A 15,122-nucleotide genomic window follows, 5' to 3' on the forward strand; every position below is an offset into this window, starting at 1 on the left:
GGCAGGTGTATGCCTTATAAAAAGCGAGCGTCGAACTAAGCCGGGCGCTCAAACAGACAACCGGCGGAATAAAAACAACGAACGCCTGCGCTGGCGATACATGATGAGGAATGGAGATGACAGGCAGCAGCCACAACAGCACTAGAAGCACTTTTTCAAACCAGGCAATGGCCGATCTATTGGGTCAATGTGAACGTGGTTACACCCTGCCACAACAACTTTACACGTCCGAGGCTGTGTTCGATTTCGAGATGAAAGCGGTCTTCGCACGTTCTTGGCTACAGGCCGGGCACCTGGCAGAAGTGGTCAAAGTCGGCGATTACATAACCGTACAACTGGGAAAAACATCCGTTGTCATCATCCGCGAATCAGAAAGTTCGGTGCGCGCCTATTTCAATGCCTGCCGGCATCGCGGATCCATGATTTGTACCAGCGAAAAAGGCTCGGCACGACGGCTGGTCTGCCCTTATCACCAGTGGACCTACGACCTTAAAGGCGACCTGATTTTCGCCAAAAACATGCCGGCCGATTTCGAGCCACATCGGCACAGCCTTATCCCGCTTCGTTGCGAAGTGGTGGCGGGAGTGATCTTTATCGCACTGTCTGATGACGTGCCTGACTTCGGCGAATTCCGCCGACATCTCGAACCGATGCTGGCACCCCATGATCTAGAAAACGCCAAGATCGCTCACGCCGCGGTACTTCCAGAATATGCAAACTGGAAACTGGTGATGGAGAACGGTCGGGAGTGCTATCACTGCAGCGCACGGCACCCCGAACTGCTGTCGTCATTCCGCGACCCTACCGAGGATGACTACTTTGAAGGCCAGCCAGAATGGATTAAGCGCTTTGAGGCCGTCTGCCGCGACAACGGACTGATCAATGGGCCGGCCGAAGGTGCGTGGTACGACATCCTGCGCTTCCCGATCAAGGACGACGTCCAATCCCTCACGCTGGATGGACGCTACGCCTGCTCGAATCTGCTGATTCCTTCCGGGGAAGGCAATATTGGCACGTTGCGATGGGCCACCGAGCCGAGCGCGTTCAGCCACGCGCTGCAAGACCACGCCTTCACCTTCGAGGCCTGGCCAATCGACGTCGGCACCACGCACGTGCGGGCAAAGTGGCTGGTGCACAAGGACGCGGTGGAAGGCCGTGACTACGAACTGGCGCATCTAACCGCGCTGTGGAGTGCTACCAACGATCAAGACAAATGGCTGGCGGAGAACAACTTCCGTGGCGTGCAGGGAGCGGGCTACGTTCCGGGTCCGTATTCTTCGAATGATGAGAAAAAGGTCATCGACTTCGTCAACTGGTATCTGGATACCCTTCAAAGTTACCTGGACAAGTAACGAGGTCGCGGCCCCTGTTTTCAGCAGGTACGCCCGATCGGATAGAACTCGCCCCGGCTCCATACCCCCAGCCACTCTTCACCGTCGATAATGCGCGGCACCGCCAGCTCGACCAGTTGGTAGAAGACATTGCGATGGATCAGCGCTTCGAGGTTGCTGCGCATCAGCACGTACGGGGATGGCTCTTGCGTGACAGGGTCGAGCTCGACCCGCAATGGGTTGTCCGGGCCCGCCTCAACCTGGTCATCGACATTGCTGGTGAAGCGCAACACCTGTTGCTCACCCTCGCCCTGCACCTCCAGGGCAACCGCGACAAAGGGCGCATCGTCGACACGGATGCCGACCTTTTCCACCGGGGTTATCAGGAAGTAATCATCCCCGTCGCGGCGAATGATCGTGGAAAACAACCGCACCATCGGCTTGCGCCCGATTGGCGTGCCCAGGTAGTACCAGGTGCCATCACGGGCGATGCGCATGTCGATATCGCCGCAGAAATCCGGGTTCCACAGGTGCACGGGCGGCAGGCCCTTCGCCTTGGGGATCTGCGCCAGAAGGTCATTGGCCTTGCCGGAATCGGTCATCACACGTGCCTCATTCGCTCATGCCCAGAAGGCTACGAGCGTACTCGCGCATCGGCGCGGCAAGCAAATCTTCCGGCGTGTTGTCGTGGAACGTCAACAAACCGCCACGGCTGTTGATGCGTGCCGTGTCGATCAGGTAGCGGGTATTGGTTTCGATGAGCATCATCTGTACTACGCCGGTGTCCCACCCCAGGCGGTCGACGGCCTGTTCGTCGTACCACTCGTCGCCGTTGCCGATACGGTCGTCGGTACGCGCGAAACGGGTGTACAGCACGTAGTCCGCGCCCACCGAGCGTGCCTGTGCGATTGCCTCCTCCAGGCCGAGCGGGCCTTGGGCGCGGCGCACCAGCGGAAAATACTCGACGAAGCTCTTGAAGGCTTGGTCGGCAACCACATTCTGGCGCGGCACAGGGCCTTTACCGGGCGGCACGAACGCGCCCTGGCCAATGAAAATGAACGAGTCGGGTTGCAGGCGGATAGACAGGGTCCGGCGGGTGTCGCTGTGATCGAGCAGACCCGCGTCGCTCATGTGGTAACGGACGCCTTCGCCCATATCGCTGACATTCATGCAGCCGCCCAGCGCCATCAGCGCCAGCAGCAAGACCAGGCTACGCATCTTTCCTCCAGTGGCCGGCGACGAAAAACCGGCGAATAGCCGGCGGATGCAGCTTTTGCGCCAGACTCAGCCGCCGATCACCTTCATCACCATGACGCCGCCGGAAAACGCCACATCCTGCTTGTCCGCCAGGGCTTTGACCAGCAGTCGCTGCAAGGCGGGAAGCGCTTGATGACGCGGCTTTTCCAGCAGGTCGCCGACATAGTGACGGTTGCTCGACGACAGGCAGCCATGCAGCCACCCCGTGGATGACAGGCGCAACCGCGAGCAACTGCGGCAAAACGGCACGCTCTCGTTGGCAATCACGCCGAAATGGCCGGCACCCGGAATCTGGTAACGCAGGGCTGTGGCATCCACCGCCGCGTCTACCTGCTCAAACGCATGCTTGCCACCAATCAGGCCGAGCACGTGGTCTAGGCCAACAAACTGTTGCAGGAATGCATTTTGATCACGGGCCAGATGGCCCATGCGCATGAGCTCGATGAAGCGCAGTTCAAAGCCCCGCTCCAGGCAGTATTCCAGCATCGGCAAGACCTGGTCGAGGTTCTGGCCACGCATTGGCACCATGTTCACCTTGATTCGCATACCCTGCGCACTGGCCTGCTGCATGCCAGCCAGCACACTGGCAAGGTCGCCACCACGCGCGATGCGGCGAAACGCCTGCGGGTCGAGGGTATCGAGGGAAATATTCAGGCGGCGGATGCCCGCTGCGTGAAGCTGTGGCAACTTGCGCGCAAGCAACTGGCCATTGGTGGTCAGCGAGATATCGTCGAGGGGCAGCTTGGCCACCGCGGCCAGAAAACCCTCCAGGCGAGGGCTTACGAGCGGCTCGCCACCGGTAATGCGCAAGCGCTCGATGCCAGCGGCTTCAATCAGATAGGCAACGCCCCGGGCCAGGGCATCAGCCGACAACTCGTCCTGCGCTGCCACCAGGCGTTTGCCATCGGGCACGCAGTAGGTACACGCGTAGTTACAGGCAGCCGTCAGGCTGACACGCAGGTTGCGAAAACGCCTGCCTTGACGATCGACGATCATGAATGACTCCGGCATGGATGAAGCGGGGCTGGCAAAACCTGACTCATAAATCAGGTTTTTGCAAGCACCTTGTTCATGCCGGGCCAACTGCAAGGGCCGCACCGCAGCCCCGACGTGTCAGTTGGCGGGTTCCGGGTCGCGTTTGCGCTTGTTGCCCATGCGCACGCCGATATCCATGAGGAACTGGAAGAAACCTTCCTGATCTTCAAGCACATTGCTCCAGAACGGCGAGTGGTACAGCGCCACGGCGCCGTGCACCAGCGCCCAAGCCGCGCAGTAGTGGAAGTACGGCGGTACGTCTTCGAGTTTGCCTTCGCTGATACGGCCCTTGATCAACTGGGTCAGGCGATCGAAGTTGGAGGCGCGGATGCTGTGCAACTGCTCGACCATCTCCGGCACCTGGTTACCCTTGACCACCTTTTCTTCCAGGCGGTCGAACAGGCGGTAGCGCTGCGGATCGCGCATGCGGAACTCGAAGTAGGCGCGCGACAGGGCTTCCTTGTCACGATCGACGTCGGCCGAATGCAACAGCTCGTTCAAATCGCGCTCGTAGTCGAGCATCAGGCGCAGATAGATCTCCGCCTTGGACTTGAAGTGCTTGTAGATCGTGCCTTTGCCGATACCTACCGCGTCAGCGATCATCTCGACGGTGACACTGTCTTCACCCTGTTCGAGAAACAGCTTGAGCGCCGTATCGAGGATTTCCTGTTCGCGACGGCGAAACTCACGGACCTTACGAGGTTCTTTCTGCATAGGAAGGACTGGATGACAATCGAAGCGGTTTATTATGCCTAACTTGCGGGAAATTGCACGGATCATCCAACCATGTCTATGTTTCACGATGAGTTCGATCAAGCCCCAGGGCTGCGCTACCTGAACCACGCCGCCATCGCTCCTTGGCCACGCCGGGCTGCCGAGGCGGTGGCACGCTTCGCCCGCGACAACGTTTGCCACGGCGCCAGCGAGTACCCGACATGGCTCGCTACCGAGCGGCGCCTGCGCGAGCGGCTGGCACGGTTGATCCACGCACCCTCGGCGGGTGACATCGCCCTGGTCAAGAACACCTCCGAAGGGCTGTCACTGGTGGCCTTCGGCCTGGACTGGGCACACGGCGACCAGGTGGTGATCAGCGATGAGGAGTTCCCCTCCAACCGCGTCGTATGGGAGGCCCTGGCCAACCGTGGCGTGCAGGTGATCCAGGCCAGCCTGGCCGGGCCGGACCCCGAAGCCACGCTGCTCGCGGCCTGCGGCCCCCGCACGCGTTTGCTGGCCGTCAGCGCCGTGCAGTTTGGCAGCGGCCTGCGCCTTGACCTGGTGCGCCTGGGTGAAGGCTGCCGGGTGCGTAATGTGCTGTTTTGCATCGACGCTATCCAGCAGATCGGCGCCCTGCCCTTCGATGTGCAGCGTTTTCAATGTGATTTCGCCGTGGCCGATGGCCATAAGTGGATGCTCGGCCCCGAGGGCCTTGGGATGTTCTATTGTCGCGCCGCGATGCGCCCGCAGCTTGAGCTCAATGCCTATGGCTGGCACATGCTGGAACACCTGGGCGACTTCGAGCGACGCCAATGGCAGCCGGCACACAGCGCGCGGCGCTTCGAATGCGGCAGCCCGAACATGCTCGGTGCCTGCGCACTGGAGGCGAGCCTTTCGCTGCTGGAGGAAGTCGGGATCAAAACAGTCGCGCAGCGATTGCAGCAACGTGTCACGCAGATGTATCAGGGCTTGGCATCGATACCCGGCATTTCACTGCTAACACCCGCCGATCCCGACAAACGGGCAGGCATCGTCACATTCAGTATCAAAGGGCAGGACAGCGTGCAGATCCACAAGGCGTTGATGGCCGAACGCACGATTTGCGCCTTACGTGGCGGTGGTGTGCGGTTTTCGCCGCATTTCTACACCAAAGAACAGATGATCGACGAAACTGTGCAACAGGTCCGGCGCCTGGCCATGCGTTGAGAGTGGGATGGATCCCCGGCGTATTCCAAATCTGTTTAAAAAACGACCAACAGACACTGGCACTGCGCCAAACCTGACCAATACTTGAAGTGTTGGCGCGGCGCATCCCCCCCAAGTGGCGCGCCGATAAAGGTGCTCAGGGACCGCGTACCTTTGTTTTACTCCTAATGGTCTTAACCCGGATTCCCTCCCCCAGAACCCGGGTTTTTTTTGCCTTTCACGCTGCCCGCCAGGGCTGCGCAATATCAGGCCACGCGAGCCAGCGGGAACAACCGCTTGAAGTTGGCTGTAGTCTGCTCGGCCAACTGCTCATAGCTGGCCCCGCGCAACGAGGCCACGTACTCGGCCACCTCACGCACATATTGCGGCAGGTTCGGCTTGCCCCGATACGGAATCGGCGCCAGATACGGTGAATCGGTCTCCACCAGCAGGCGATCAACCGGCACCTGACGCGCCACCTCACGCAAGGCATCGGCATTGCGGAAAGTCACGATGCCCGACAAGGAGATGTAATAGCCCAGGTCCAGCGCCGCCTTGGCCATCTCCCAGTCTTCGGTGAAGCAGTGCAACACACCCGCCTGGGGCAGCTTCGCCTCGCGCAGCAGCGCCAGGGTATCGGTCCGCGCGGCGCGGGTGTGCACGATCACCGGCTTGCCGGTCTGACGCGATGCCTCCAGGTGCAGGCGAAACGATGCCTGCTGCAATTCAGCCGCTTCCGGTTCGTAGTGGTAATCCAGACCGGTTTCGCCGATCGCCACCACATGCGGATGGGCCAATTCACGCAGCAGCCACTCCAGCGCCGGGGTCTCGCCCGGTGCCAGATCGAGCGGGTGCACCCCTACCGAACAATCGACATCGGCGTACCGCTCACTCAGGGCCTTGACCGCCCCGGCGTTCTCGGCACTGACGCCGATGCACAGAAAATGCCCGACCCCGCGCTCCCGCGCAGCCTGCAGGGCAGCATCGAGGGAGCCCTGGTGGGCGCTCAGGTCAAGACGGTCAAGGTGGCAATGGGAATCTACGAGCATGGGATAACGGCACACATGAAGAAAAGGGAGAGTCAGCGGGCGCCTGGCAACTGTTGCCAGTGAGCCAGCAGCGCTTCAAGCAGCAGCGCGCGATTGAGGTTGGCCTTGCCCAGCACCTTCTGGCGCTGCTCCAGGATCCACGCCTGAACCGCCAGCACCTTCGCCTGGCGGCTCTTTTGCGCCAGATACTGCACGACCTTGCGCATATCGGCCAAGCCTAACCCTTCTTCGTCCTGGGTCAATTGATAGCGCAGGATCAGGTGCGACCAGTCGCAGAACCAGTCGAACAAGAGCAGCAGTGGCACGCCATTCCAGGCATCCGCCAACTGGCTGGGCGATTGCTGCTGCTTGAGCAGTTTCTTCACCCCTTCAGTGACCAACGCTCGCTGCTCACGAACGCCCTGCGCCTGCAAGCTTACGGCCATGAGGGGCGAACCCGCGGCCAGGGTCAACAGTTCGTCGCGCTCAGCGTCGTCGCTGTCAGCCAGTGCATCGGCCAGCCAGGCCTGGCTCTGGGCCAGGCTGGGCTGCGGGCAGGCAACCTGCTGGCAGCGACTCTTGATGGTCGGCAGCAAACGGCTAGGCTGGTGAGTGACCAACAGCAGGACCGTATCGCCGGAAGGCTCTTCGAGGCTTTTGAGTAGCGCGTTGGAAGCGTTGACGTTCATCGCCTCGACCGGCTCGATCAACACGACCTTACGCCCACCCAACTGCGCAGTCTGCACCACAAAAGCCACCAGCTCGCGCACTTGATCGACCTTGATCGGCTTATCGGCCTCCTCCGGCTCCAGTACGTAGTTGTCCGGGTGGCTACCGGCCTTGAGCAACAGGCAGGACTTGCACACGCCGCAGGCATCCAGGCCCTGGGGCTGCTGACACAGCAGGCGCGCCATCAGCCGCTCGGCGAGGGCCCGCTTGCCAATGCCTTGCGGCCCATGCAGCAGGTAGGCGTGGGCGTGCCGACTGCGACCCGCCAATTGCTGCCAGATGGCCTGCTGCCAGGGATAGGCCTCAGCCACGGCAACGCTCCAGAATGCCCGGCAGCAGTGCATCGATGGCGCGCTGCACGGACTCCAGCGGCTGCGCGGCGTCCAGCAGGCTGTAACGCTGCGGCTCGCGACGGGCGCGCTGCAGGTAGGCTTGGCGCACCGCTTCGAAGAACGCCTGGCCTTCCTGTTCGAAACGGTCCAGGCGGCCCCGCGCGGCGGCACGGGCAAGGCCCACTTCGACCGGCAGGTCAAAGACCAGGGTCAGGTCAGGGCGCAGGTCGCCCTGGACAAACTGCTCCAATGTGGCGATACGCTCGACAGACAAACCACGCCCCCCTCCCTGATAGGCATAGGTGGCATCGGTAAATCGATCGCACAACACCACCGCGCCACGGGCCAGGGCGGGACGGATCACCTGCGCCAGGTGCTGGGCACGCGCAGCGAACACCAGCAACAGCTCGGTATCGGCTGCCATGGTTTCATCGCTCGGTGCCAGCAACAACTCGCGTACCTTTTCAGCCAGCGGCGTACCGCCCGGTTCGCGGCTCAGCAGCACGTCCAGGCCTTGCTCACGCAGGCGCGCCGCCAGGTATTCACGGTTGGTGCTCTTGCCCGCGCCTTCGGGGCCTTCCAGGGTAATAAACAAGCCGCTCACAGGCAGTCCTTAATGTTGTTCGTCGGGCGTCGGCGCATCGGCCGGCGCAGGGTCACTGGCCGGAGCGGGCGCCTCGTCTGGCTCTGGCTGCTCAGCCGGCTGCTGCGCCTCGGACGCATCGGGCTCCACCGCTTCGCTCGCAGCCGGTTGGGCCTGCGGTGCCGGGCTGGAGCGGTAATCCGCCCGCCGCTTGAGCTGGAACTCGCGCACAGCCGAGTTGTGATCATCCAGGTCGTCGGAGAACACATGGCTGCCATCGCCGCGCGCGACGAAATACAGGCTGGTGCCATCGGACGGATTGAGCGCGGCGTGAATCGCTTCGCGGCCGACCATGGCAATCGGCGTCGGCGGCAGGCCGGTTATGGTGTAAGTGTTATAGGGCGTTGGCTCACGCAGATCGGCACGGGTGATTCTGCCGTTGTAGCGCTCGCCCATGCCATAGATCACCGTCGGGTCGGTCTGCAACATCATGCCCAAGCGCAAGCGCCGCACGAACACGCCGGCAATCTGCCCGCGTTCCTGAGGGATGCCGGTTTCTTTCTCGACCAGCGAGGCCATGATCAGCGCCTGGTAGGGGTCGCGATAAGGCAGGTCGGTGGTGCGCTCCGACCACTCCTTGGCCAGCACTTCGTCCAGGCGTTGGTAGGCCTGCTGCAACAACTCGATATCGCTCATGCCGCGCACGAAGCGATAGGTGTCCGGGAAGAAGCGCCCCTCAGGGAACACCCCGGTGTGGCCAAGCTTGTCCATGACCTCGGCGTCGCTCAGGCCGTCAAGCGTGTGCTTGATCTTCTCGTGCCTGGCGACCGCCGAACGCACTTGGCGGAAGTTCCAGCCTTCGACCAAGGTCAGGTTGTACTGCACCACATCGGCGCGGCGCCACGCGTCGAACAGTTGCTCGACCGTCATGCCGGGGGTCAGGCGGTACTCACCTGTATGCAGGGGTGTGCCGGCCATGTTGAAGCGCCAGTAAAGCCGCAACCAGAAGGCGTCATCGAGCAGCCCCTCATGCTGCATGCGGTAGAACATGCGGTTAGGGTTGGTGCCATTGGGCACGTCGAGCAGGCGCTCCTGCGTCACGTGCAAGGGCTGCTCCAGGACCGAGTTGACCTTCCAGGCCGACCAGCCCAATGCCAGCCCAGCCAGAATCAACCCCATTTCCAGCAGCAGCAGGAATTTGCGTCTCACGAATTCAGGTATCCAGTAACGTACGGGCAACGGCCTGCAGTTTACGGGTGAGTGGGCCCGGCGACCAGTTCAGCGCGGCAAAACCCCGCACCGGCCAGACACCATAGACACTGTTGCAAACGAATACTTCATCCGCCTGCTGCAGTTCGTCGAACGTCAGGTCACGGACCTGCACCGGGATAGCCAGTGCCTGGGCCTGCTGCAACAACGCGGCGCGCATCACGCCTGCCACGCCGCAGCGGCTGAGCTCTGCGGTCAGCAGCACACCGTCACGCACCAGGAACAGATTGCTGTACACCCCTTCGACCACCCTGCCCTGCCCATCACGCATCAGGCCTTCGGCATGTTCGCTGTCCTGCCATTCGGCACGCGCCAGCACCTGCTCCAGGCGATTGAGGTGTTTGAGCCCGGCCAGCAGCGGTTGTTCCCCAAGCCGGGTCTGGCAAGGGAACAATCGCACGCCGAGTTCAGCATGTTCGACAGGATAGCTGGGCAGCGGGCTGCCCTGAAGGATACGCCGTGGCGCAACACCCGCGACCGGGGCATAGCCGCGCTGGCTGTCGCCACGGGTCAGGATGAATTTGGCGACACCATCACCCAACTGGCAGGCATAACGCCGGATTTCATCTTCAATCAGCGCCAGGTCGGCATCGATTGCCAGGCGCTGGCAACCCAGCGCCAGGCGTGCGAGGTGGCCGCCCAGCAAACTGGGGCGGCCACCTCGCACGGCAATGGTCTCGAACAGACCATCGCCGTAGGCCAGGCCGCGGTTTTGCAGGTTGACTGCATCCGCCGGCTGGCCGTCGATCCAGCTGTGCATCAACCGGCGAACCGGCGGAACACCAGCGAGCCGTTGGTGCCACCAAAGCCGAACGAGTTGGACAGCACTACGTCGATCGGCATGCTGCGCGCCTGGTGCGGCACGAAGTCCAGGTCACACCCTTCGTCCGGCTCATCCAGGTTGATGGTCGGGGGCGCCATCTGGCTGTTGATCGCCAGCACGCTGAAGATCGCTTCCACCGCGCCCGCTGCGCCCAGCAGGTGGCCGGTCATCGACTTGGTCGAACTGACCGCCAGCTTGTAAGCATGATCACCGAACACGCGCTTGATCGCGGCCACTTCGGCGATATCGCCCGCTGGGGTCGAGGTGCCGTGGGCGTTGATGTAGCTGACTTCCTCTGGCTGGACGCCAGCATCGCGCAGGGCATTGGCCATGCAGCGGGCAGCGCCTTCGCCGGAATCGGGTGGCGACGTCATGTGGTAGGCGTCGCCGCTCATGCCGAAACCGACCAGTTCGGCATAGATGGTCGCGCCACGGGCCTTGGCGTGCTCGAGTTCTTCGAGCACCAGGGCACCGGCACCGTCGGACAGCACAAAGCCGTCACGGCCCTTGTCCCATGGTCGGCTGGCACGGCTTGGCTCGTCGTTGCGCGTCGACAGCGCGCGCGAGGCACCGAAGCCCCCCATGCCCAGGCCGCACGCGGCCATCTCGGCGCCACCGGCGATCATCACGTCGGCTTCACCGTAAGCGATGTTGCGCGCGGCCATGCCGATGCAGTGGGTGCCGGTGGTGCAGGCGGTGGCAATGGCGTAATTCGGCCCCTGCAGCCCCAAGTGAATCGACAGGAAGCCGGAGATCATGTTGATGATCGACCCTGGCACGAAGAACGGCGAAATACGCCGCGGGCCTTGCTCATGCAAGGTCCGGCTGGTTTCTTCGATGTTGGTCAGGCCGCCGATACCCGAGCCCATGGCCACGCCAATACGCTCACGGTTGGCGTCGGTGACTTCAAGGCCTGCATTACGCACCGCCTGGAAACCGGCCGCCAGGCCGTACTGGATGAACAGGTCAAGCTTGCGGGCCTCTTTGGCCGACAGGTACTGCTCAACCTCAAAGCCTTTCACCGAGCCGCCGAAACGGGTGGAGTAGGCAGACAGATCCGTATGTTCGATCGGACCGATGCCACTGCGGCCAGCCAGAATGCCCTGCCAGGTGCTCGGTACATCGGTACCCAGCGGCGACAGCATACCCATACCGGTGACCACGACGCGTCTACGCGACACAGTACTCTCCTTTTCTAATAACAGAGTCTCTTGGCATTGCATTCATACGATGGAATGAAATGACAACAGGCTCTCGGTGCGCGGTGAACGATACCCTTGAGCCAAGGGGGGCTCGCAAAGAAAAAACCGCACGCCAGCAAAGGCAGTGCGGTTTTTCCCGACAAGTAGCGTCGACGAAAACGTCTTAGGCCTTGTGGCTGTTGACGTAGTCGATAGCGGCTTGAACGGTAGTGATCTTCTCGGCTTCTTCGTCAGGGATTTCGGTTTCGAATTCCTCTTCCAGAGCCATCACCAGCTCAACGGTGTCAAGCGAATCGGCACCCAGGTCATCGACGAAGGACTTCTCGTTGGTCACTTCCTCTTCCTTGACGCCCAGTTGCTCGGCGACGATTTTCTTGACGCGTTCTTCGATGGTGCTCATACCTAGTTTTCACTCCTAATGGACATATGTCAGGCAGCTGGCCGGTGACCAATTTTATAGAAAGACGTTCGCTTTTCAAGCTAAACGCACCTTCGGATTAGTCACCCGACCCTCTGCCTGGAATCTGGATGCAGCTTTATAACGGATTTTAGGCTCGCAGTATGACTCTTTTTTTACGAAATCCGTCACATTGAGTTGCAGTGTTACATGTACATCCCGCCGTTGACCGGCACGGTAGCGCCGGTTACATAGGCTGCGCCGTCGGACGCCAGGAAGGAAACCACCTTGGCGATTTCCTCGGCCTGGCCCAGGCGGCCCAGCGGAATCTGGGTCTGCAAGGCTTCACGCTGCGCTTCTGGCAGCTCACGGGTCATGTCGGTGTCGATGAAGCCCGGGGTCACCGAGTTGACGGTGATGCCACGCGAGCCCACTTCACGCGCCAGCGCGCGGCTGAAGCCTTCCAGGCCGGCCTTGGCGGCCGCGTAGTTGGCTTGACCGGCGTTGCCCATGGCACCGACGACCGAGCCGATGCTGATGATACGACCCCAACGCGCCTTGGTCATGCCACGCAGCACGCCCTTGGACAGACGGTAGAGGCTGTTCAGGTTGGTGTCGATCACGTCGAACCACTCGTCGTCCTTCATGCGCAGCATAAGGTTGTCGCGAGTAATGCCGGCGTTGTTGACCAGAATGGTCGGCGCACCGAACTGCGCGCCAATGGCGCCCAGCACCGCTTCCACGGACTCGGCGCTGGTCACGTTCAACTCCATGCCGGTACCGGTGATGCCGTGCTCTTTCAGGGTGGCGGCAATGCGCTCGGCGCCAGAGGCCGAAGTGGCGGTGCCGATCACGGTCGCGCCCTGGCGGCCCAGCTCGAGGGCAATGGCCTGGCCGATGCCACGGCTGGCGCCGGTGACCAATGCAACTTTACCTTGCAGGCTCATGCAAGCTTCTCCAATTCAGGCCAGCGCCGCGCGGGTGGCGGCGACGGCGTCAGGGGTATTGAGGTTGTAAGTGGTCACGCCGTCGGCGCAACGCTTGTTGAGGCCGGCAAGGACTTTGCCCGGGCCGCACTCGACGAGATTGACCGCGCCGTTCGCCGCCAGGGCCTGCACGCATTCAACCCAGCGTACGGGCTGGTACAACTGCGCCAGCAGGTCGTGCTTGAGCGCATCGAGGTCGGCGGCGACGGCGGCGGTGACGTTCTGCACCACCGGGATCTGCGGGGCCTTCCATTCAATGGCATTGACCGATTCAGCGAAGCGCTCGGCGGCAGGCTTCATCAAGGCGCAGTGCGACGGCACACTGACCGCCAACGGCAGGGCGCGCTTGGCACCGGCCTCTTTGCACAGCGCCATGGCACGGTCCACGGCAGCCTTGTTGCCAGCGATCACGACCTGGCCTGGCGAGTTGAAGTTCACCGCGCTGACCACTTCATCTTCGGCGGCCTTAGCACAGATATCGACCACCACGGCGTCGTCCAGGCCGAGAATCGCGGCCATGGCTCCGTGACCGGCAGGCACGGCCTCCTGCATCAGTTCGCCACGGCGCTTGACCAGCTTCACTGCATCTTTGAGCGACAGGCTGCCAGCGGCAACCAGAGCGCTGTATTCACCCAGGCTGTGGCCGGAAACAAAGGCCGGCTGCGCGCCGCCCTCTTCCAACCACAGGCGCCACAGGGCGATTGAGGCGGTAAGGATTGCCGGCTGAGTCTTGTCGGTTTGGTTCAGTTGCTCTTCCGGACCTTCCTGGACCAGCTTCCACAGGTCGTAGCCCAAAGCGTCGGAAGCTTCCTTGAAGGTCTCGACGATCACCGGCTTCTCGGCGCCCAGTTCTTTGAGCATACCCAGCGACTGGGAACCTTGACCGGGAAAGACGAATGCGAGGGATGCAGACATTGAACAAGCCCTTATGATCTTGTCGTCGGATAGGGTGCGCCAGGCGTTAGCCTGACGCGGAATCTGAAAACTTGGATGAAGACGCGGACCAAGCGGTCACATTTAAGCACTTCATCGGCAAAATGCCTAAGGCAACAGGTCTTCAAGGCGACCATGCAGCCGCTGCGGCAGGTTTTCCTGAATTTCGATCAGCGCTCGCTGAATCGCACTCTGAAAACCCTGCACCCCTGCCGAACCATGGCTCTTGATGACGATCCCCTGCAAACCCAGGAAACTCGCACCGTTGTGACGCGCCGGCGCCAGGTCGGCCTGCAGGCGCTTGAGCAATGGCATGGCCAAAGCCCCGGCGGCCCGCGACAACACACCGCCCTTGAACAGCTTCTCGATCCGCGCAGCGATCATCGTCGCCAGGCCTTCGCTGGACTTGAGCAGGATATTGCCGACGAAACCGTCGCACACCACCACGTCGGCCTCGCCCCGGTACAGGCCATCGCCTTCGACGAAACCGACATAGTTCAAGCCGCGCGCGTTCTGCAGCAGCGTGGCCGCCAGCTTGACCTGCTGATTGCCCTTGATGTCTTCGGTGCCGATGTTCAGCAGCGCCACACGCGGCCGATGAACACCCAAGGCCTGGGCCGCCACCGAGCCCATCACGGCGAACTGGTACAGGTTCTCTGCACTGCAATCGACATTGGCGCCCAGGTCGAGCAACTGGCAATACCCCGCCTGGGTCGGGATCGCCGCCACCATGGCCGGCCGATCGATACCTGGCAGGGTCTTGAGCACGAAACGCGACAACGCCATCAGCGCCCCGGTATTGCCGGCACTCACGCAGGCCTGGGCCTTGCCGTCACGCACTAATTCGAGGGCGATGCGCATCGACGAGTCGGGCTTGCCACGCAACGCCTGGGATGGCCGCTCGTCCATGCCGATCACCTCGCTGGCCGCGACAATCTGCAGGCGCGCGCGATCCGCAGCTGCAAGGCCACTGACGAGATCTTCAAGGAGGGAGGGTTGACCGACGAGGGTCAGGTGCAGCGAGGGTGTAGCCGAAAGGCAGGCAATGCTAGCCTGGACAATGCTGCGGGGACCGAAGTCCCCGCCCATTGCGTCGATCGCGATGATCTGAGCGGACAAGGATTACTCGTCAGCGCCCTTGTCGACCACTTTGCGACCACGGTATACGCCTTCAGGCGATACGTGGTGGCGCAGGTGAATTTCACCGGTGGTTTTCTCTACCGACAGCGCGTTTTCCGACAGGGCGTCGTGCGAACGGCGCATGTCACGGGCAGAGCGGGATTTTTTGTTCTGCTGAACAGCCATAATTGATTAACTC

At 61.9% G+C, this 15,122-nt stretch carries 17 protein-coding genes; 2 read left to right on the forward strand and 15 right to left on the reverse strand.

Annotated features, from left to right (window positions below; all coding sequences use genetic code 11):
• Window positions 1-116 precede the first annotated feature (116 nt).
• Window positions 117-1,352, forward strand: coding sequence for an aromatic ring-hydroxylating oxygenase subunit alpha (locus OGV19_RS16385; protein WP_264309708.1), 1,236 nt, complete (start codon window positions 117-119; stop codon window positions 1,350-1,352).
• A gap of 20 nt (window positions 1,353-1,372) precedes the next feature.
• Here the strand turns inward: OGV19_RS16385 and OGV19_RS16390 are convergent, their stop codons facing one another.
• The 4 genes from OGV19_RS16390 to OGV19_RS16405 all read right to left on the reverse strand — a co-directional run bounded on the left by OGV19_RS16390 (window position 1,373) and on the right by OGV19_RS16405 (window position 4,337).
• Complete coding sequence (locus OGV19_RS16390) at window positions 1,373-1,933, reverse strand: DUF1285 domain-containing protein (RefSeq protein ID WP_264309709.1); 561 nt, start codon at window positions 1,931-1,933, stop codon at window positions 1,373-1,375.
• 10 nt (window positions 1,934-1,943) lie between these two features.
• A complete protein-coding gene (locus OGV19_RS16395) occupies window positions 1,944-2,549 on the reverse strand; it encodes a DUF4823 domain-containing protein (protein ID WP_264309710.1) in 606 nt (201 codons plus the stop codon).
• 66 nt (window positions 2,550-2,615) lie between these two features.
• Window positions 2,616-3,584, reverse strand: a complete 969-nt coding sequence (locus tag OGV19_RS16400) for a GTP 3',8-cyclase MoaA (RefSeq protein ID WP_264309711.1) — start codon at window positions 3,582-3,584, stop codon at window positions 2,616-2,618.
• Window positions 3,585-3,701: 117 nt separating this feature from the next.
• On the reverse strand, window positions 3,702-4,337 hold the full coding sequence (locus tag OGV19_RS16405; RefSeq protein WP_019473685.1) for a TetR/AcrR family transcriptional regulator: 636 nt from the start codon (window positions 4,335-4,337) through the stop codon (window positions 3,702-3,704).
• Between the two features lie 72 nt (window positions 4,338-4,409).
• Here OGV19_RS16405 and OGV19_RS16410 point away from each other — a divergent pair, with 72 nt between their 5' ends.
• A complete protein-coding gene (locus tag OGV19_RS16410) occupies window positions 4,410-5,543 on the forward strand; it encodes an aminotransferase class V-fold PLP-dependent enzyme (RefSeq protein ID WP_264309712.1) in 1,134 nt (377 codons plus the stop codon).
• Window positions 5,544-5,788: 245 nt separating this feature from the next.
• On the opposite strand, the gene OGV19_RS16415 is transcribed toward OGV19_RS16410, so the two are convergent.
• The 11 genes from OGV19_RS16415 to rpmF form a co-directional block, all read right to left on the reverse strand.
• Entirely contained in the window at window positions 5,789-6,571 is a 783-nt protein-coding gene (locus OGV19_RS16415) for a TatD family hydrolase (RefSeq protein WP_264309713.1), read from the reverse strand.
• 32 nt (window positions 6,572-6,603) lie between these two features.
• Complete coding sequence (locus OGV19_RS16420; RefSeq protein WP_264309714.1) at window positions 6,604-7,590, reverse strand: DNA polymerase III subunit delta'; 987 nt, start codon at window positions 7,588-7,590, stop codon at window positions 6,604-6,606.
• Window positions 7,583-8,215 (reverse strand): dTMP kinase, encoded by a 633-nt coding sequence (gene tmk / locus OGV19_RS16425; protein WP_264309715.1) that lies wholly within the window; start codon window positions 8,213-8,215, stop codon window positions 7,583-7,585. Before tmk ends, OGV19_RS16420 begins: the two co-directional genes overlap by 8 nt.
• A 9-nt stretch (window positions 8,216-8,224) precedes the next feature.
• Complete coding sequence (gene mltG / locus OGV19_RS16430; RefSeq protein ID WP_264309716.1) at window positions 8,225-9,403, reverse strand: endolytic transglycosylase MltG; 1,179 nt, start codon at window positions 9,401-9,403, stop codon at window positions 8,225-8,227.
• Between the two features lie 4 nt (window positions 9,404-9,407).
• Window positions 9,408-10,223, reverse strand: coding sequence for an aminodeoxychorismate lyase (pabC, locus tag OGV19_RS16435; RefSeq protein ID WP_264309717.1), 816 nt, complete (start codon window positions 10,221-10,223; stop codon window positions 9,408-9,410).
• On the reverse strand, window positions 10,223-11,467 hold the full coding sequence (gene fabF / locus OGV19_RS16440; RefSeq protein ID WP_264309718.1) for a beta-ketoacyl-ACP synthase II: 1,245 nt from the start codon (window positions 11,465-11,467) through the stop codon (window positions 10,223-10,225). The genes pabC and fabF overlap by 1 nt, the downstream gene beginning before the upstream one ends.
• 184 nt (window positions 11,468-11,651) lie before the next feature.
• Window positions 11,652-11,888 (reverse strand): acyl carrier protein, encoded by a 237-nt coding sequence (gene acpP / locus OGV19_RS16445; protein WP_008096410.1) that lies wholly within the window; start codon window positions 11,886-11,888, stop codon window positions 11,652-11,654.
• Between the two features lie 203 nt (window positions 11,889-12,091).
• Window positions 12,092-12,832 carry a 3-oxoacyl-ACP reductase FabG gene (gene fabG, locus OGV19_RS16450; protein ID WP_264309719.1) on the reverse strand — a complete coding sequence of 247 codons (741 nt, stop codon included), beginning with the start codon at window positions 12,830-12,832 and terminating at the stop codon, window positions 12,092-12,094.
• A 15-nt stretch (window positions 12,833-12,847) separates the two neighbouring features.
• Window positions 12,848-13,786: an ACP S-malonyltransferase gene (gene fabD / locus OGV19_RS16455; protein ID WP_264309720.1), complete on the reverse strand. Its 939-nt coding sequence runs from the start codon at window positions 13,784-13,786 to the stop codon at window positions 12,848-12,850.
• Between the two features lie 126 nt (window positions 13,787-13,912).
• Complete coding sequence (plsX, locus tag OGV19_RS16460; protein WP_264309721.1) at window positions 13,913-14,923, reverse strand: phosphate acyltransferase PlsX; 1,011 nt, start codon at window positions 14,921-14,923, stop codon at window positions 13,913-13,915.
• 3 nt (window positions 14,924-14,926) lie between these two features.
• Window positions 14,927-15,109, reverse strand: coding sequence for a 50S ribosomal protein L32 (gene rpmF, locus OGV19_RS16465; protein WP_264309722.1), 183 nt, complete (start codon window positions 15,107-15,109; stop codon window positions 14,927-14,929).
• Between the last annotated feature and the right edge of the window lie 13 nt (window positions 15,110-15,122).

The organism is Pseudomonas putida, from assembly GCF_025905425.1.
In the GTDB taxonomy this organism is placed as follows: Bacteria; Pseudomonadota; Gammaproteobacteria; order Pseudomonadales; family Pseudomonadaceae; genus Aquipseudomonas; species Aquipseudomonas putida_AF.

Excerpts from the sequence above, each read along its gene's own strand:
- OGV19_RS16385 (WP_264309708.1), top strand. The coding sequence starts at position 117 with ATGACAGGCAGCAGCCACAACAGCACTAGAAGCACTTTTTCAAACCAG.
- OGV19_RS16390 (WP_264309709.1), bottom strand. The coding sequence starts at position 1,933 with ATGACCGATTCCGGCAAGGCCAATGACCTTCTGGCGCAGATCCCCAAG.
- OGV19_RS16395 (WP_264309710.1), bottom strand. The coding sequence starts at position 2,549 with ATGCGTAGCCTGGTCTTGCTGCTGGCGCTGATGGCGCTGGGCGGCTGC.
- OGV19_RS16400 (WP_264309711.1), bottom strand. The coding sequence starts at position 3,584 with ATGATCGTCGATCGTCAAGGCAGGCGTTTTCGCAACCTGCGTGTCAGC.
- OGV19_RS16405 (WP_019473685.1), bottom strand. The coding sequence starts at position 4,337 with ATGCAGAAAGAACCTCGTAAGGTCCGTGAGTTTCGCCGTCGCGAACAG.
- OGV19_RS16410 (WP_264309712.1), top strand. The coding sequence starts at position 4,410 with ATGTCTATGTTTCACGATGAGTTCGATCAAGCCCCAGGGCTGCGCTAC.
- OGV19_RS16415 (WP_264309713.1), bottom strand. The coding sequence starts at position 6,571 with ATGCTCGTAGATTCCCATTGCCACCTTGACCGTCTTGACCTGAGCGCC.
- pabC (WP_264309717.1), bottom strand. The coding sequence starts at position 10,223 with ATGCACAGCTGGATCGACGGCCAGCCGGCGGATGCAGTCAACCTGCAA.
- acpP (WP_008096410.1), bottom strand. The coding sequence starts at position 11,888 with ATGAGCACCATCGAAGAACGCGTCAAGAAAATCGTCGCCGAGCAACTG.
- fabG (WP_264309719.1), bottom strand. The coding sequence starts at position 12,832 with ATGAGCCTGCAAGGTAAAGTTGCATTGGTCACCGGCGCCAGCCGTGGC.
- fabD (WP_264309720.1), bottom strand. The coding sequence starts at position 13,786 with ATGTCTGCATCCCTCGCATTCGTCTTTCCCGGTCAAGGTTCCCAGTCG.
- rpmF (WP_264309722.1), bottom strand. The coding sequence starts at position 15,109 with ATGGCTGTTCAGCAGAACAAAAAATCCCGCTCTGCCCGTGACATGCGC.